The sequence below is a fragment of the Escherichia sp. E1V33 genome (assembly GCF_004211955.1).
GTDB lineage: Bacteria > Pseudomonadota > Gammaproteobacteria > Enterobacterales > Enterobacteriaceae > Escherichia.
The window spans coordinates 1-2255 of sequence record NZ_RHJI01000045.1; the positions used below are offsets into that span (position 1 = coordinate 1).

Annotated in this window: 3 protein-coding genes and 1 pseudogene; 3 read left to right on the forward strand and 1 reads right to left on the reverse strand. The window is 51.5% G+C overall.

Annotated features, from left to right (window positions below; translation table 11 throughout):
• Together D9742_RS23825 and D9742_RS22745 are read left to right on the forward strand one after the other, a co-directional pair.
• A partial coding sequence (locus D9742_RS23825) for an RHS repeat-associated core domain-containing protein (protein ID WP_130238316.1) occupies positions 1-571 on the forward strand: 571 nt, incomplete at its 5' end.
• 7 nt (positions 572-578) lie between these two features.
• Positions 579-881 carry a hypothetical protein gene (locus tag D9742_RS22745; RefSeq protein ID WP_097315892.1) on the forward strand — a complete coding sequence of 101 codons (303 nt, stop codon included), beginning with the start codon at positions 579-581 and terminating at the stop codon, positions 879-881.
• A 48-nt stretch (positions 882-929) separates the two neighbouring features.
• On the opposite strand, the gene D9742_RS22750 is transcribed toward D9742_RS22745, so the two are convergent.
• Positions 930-1145 (reverse strand): SymE family type I addiction module toxin, encoded by a 216-nt coding sequence (locus D9742_RS22750; protein WP_089553679.1) that lies wholly within the window; start codon positions 1143-1145, stop codon positions 930-932.
• Between D9742_RS22750 and D9742_RS22755 the strand changes: the two are divergent.
• Positions 1144-2255 (forward strand): annotated as a pseudogene (locus D9742_RS22755) (RHS repeat protein); the annotation flags it as partial. The gene D9742_RS22750 and the pseudogene D9742_RS22755 overlap by 2 nt on opposite strands.

The following is a 2255-nucleotide window of genomic DNA, read 5'->3' on the forward strand; positions in this document are numbered from 1 at the left end:
GCTGCGGCTGCCGGGGCAGTACTTTGACGAAGAAACAGGACTGCATTACAATCTGTTCAGGTATTATGCGCCGGAGTGCGGGAGGTTCGTAAGCCAGGATCCGATAGGGCTAAGGGGCGGGTTAAACCTGTATGCTTATGCGCCTAATCCGCTGTCATATATTGATCCACTTGGATTGAGTCCTGATTGTAATACTGTCAAAAGAGCAGTGACGCCTGAACAAATGGAGAGTATTCGAGCCGGTAATGGCATAACCAGACCCACTCCTTACCACAAAACAACACCAACCCAACACGTTGCAGGTGTTCCGCATGCACGCGACCCTTGGATATCCACCACCAGAAGCCAGACGTCAGCAGAGTATTTTGCTACTCATGGTGGTACTCGTCCGGCAAATCCTATTATAGAAATCGATTTATCTAAAATACCGAAAGACAGAATATTGGATGTTTCAACAGCTCAAAAAGCTGCTGAAAACTTACATACCCCATTTACTCGGTATGCAGCCGCAGCACATCAGGAAGTATTGATTTTTGGGGAAATTCCGCACGAAGCTATTATATTTAAGTAGGTGAATAATGTTAAATGATATAAAGAAGAAAATAATTGATAATAATTTTGTTAATGATGTTCGAATTAACATGAACTTCAATGATGATGAATATAATGAGCTGGTTTCTAGCTTGGAAAAACTTGCTAATTATATGAAAAATGAAACAATTATTGATAAGGAATTGGCGCTGTATTTATATACAACACCTCAGATGATAAGAAATGCATATGCTAGTTTTGATAAATGGGAAAATAAACCAGAGATAGCATTAAGATTAGAAGAAGCATGGATTGAATTAGATTCGTTAGTGATAAACTGTTTAAGTTGAAGGAATAAAAGCCGGGAAGGTTATAAAATCTTCCCGGCTTTTTATTATTTAACTCTCGTTCAGCACACTAAACATCCCGTCACGCATCCCCTTAACCGCCTGTTTAACCTGATAAAGTTCCCTGCGCAGTTCCTGCACTTCGTTGTTATCCGCAAGCAGGATCAGACATCCCTCCGAGATCTTCACGGTAACGCCCGTGCCGATCTCAAATCCCGCTTCTCTCAGCCATTTGGCGCTGAATGCGGGCGGGTTTCCGGTCATCATCCAGACGCAGGGCACAGAGGGCGGGGTGCGCAATGAACAGCAGGAGCGTGATGCGCTGGGCCGCCTGCTGCGCAGTGACACGCAGCACAGTACACGGACCTTCAGCTACAACCGTCTTGACCAGATAACGGAGGTGACGCTCACCCCCACGGAAGAAGGGGAACGGCTGCACCACATGCAGGCGGACACGGTGCGTTTTGCGTATGACCGCAGCGGCTGGCTGACGGCAGAGCACAGCGTGCACGGCAGTATCAGATACTGGCGCGATGCGCTGGGCAATCCCACCGATATCACGTTGCCGGACGGGCAGCATCTCAGTCATCTTTACTACGGCAGCGGGCATCTGCTCCAGACGGCGCTGGACGGTATCACGGTCAGCGAATATGAACGTGACAGCCTGCACCGTCAGGTGATACGCACGCAGGGGAAACTGGCGACGTTCAGCGGCTACAACGCCGACAACCGGTTAAGCTGGCAGCGCAGCCTGCCAGGCGGCAGCCAGAACCCACAGCAGGCCGGTAACCCCCCGGCGCAGAACGACAGCGTGACAGCGCGGGACTATATCTGGAACGCAGACGGTGAAGTCGGCGGCATCAATGACAAACTGCGCGGTTGCCTGGTGTTCAGCTATGACCGCAGCGGCTGGCTGACCAGCCGCACGGGGCAGATGTACGACCATGACCATTATTATTACGATAAAGCGGGCAATCTGCTGACGGATGAGTATCAGAGCGCGGTGATGGATAACCGCCTGCCGGGCTACGGGCGTGACCGTTACCGTTATAACGAATGGGGCGAACTGACAGAGCGCAGGGACCAGCAGCTGGAGTGGAACGCGCAGGGCCAGTTAACGCGGGTCATCAGCAGCAACAGCGAGACGCGGTATCAGTACGATGCGCTGGGAAGGCGTATCTGCAAGGCGACCAGCAATCTCCATACCGACCGGGGAGAACGAAGCCGGACGACGTTTGTGTGGGAAGGGTTCCGGCTGTTACAGGAGACAACGTGGCAGGGAAAGCGGACATACCTGTACGATGCGGAACAGCCGTACACGCCGGTGGCCGCCATCACGGGGCGCGGAGAGAGCCAGAAAATCTGGTATTACCACAC

Coding starts and splice junctions, on each gene's coding strand:
- D9742_RS22745 (WP_097315892.1), top strand. CDS start 579: ATGTTAAATGATATAAAGAAGAAAATAATTGATAATAATTTTGTTAAT.
- D9742_RS22750 (WP_089553679.1), bottom strand. CDS start 1,145: ATGATGACCGGAAACCCGCCCGCATTCAGCGCCAAATGGCTGAGAGAA.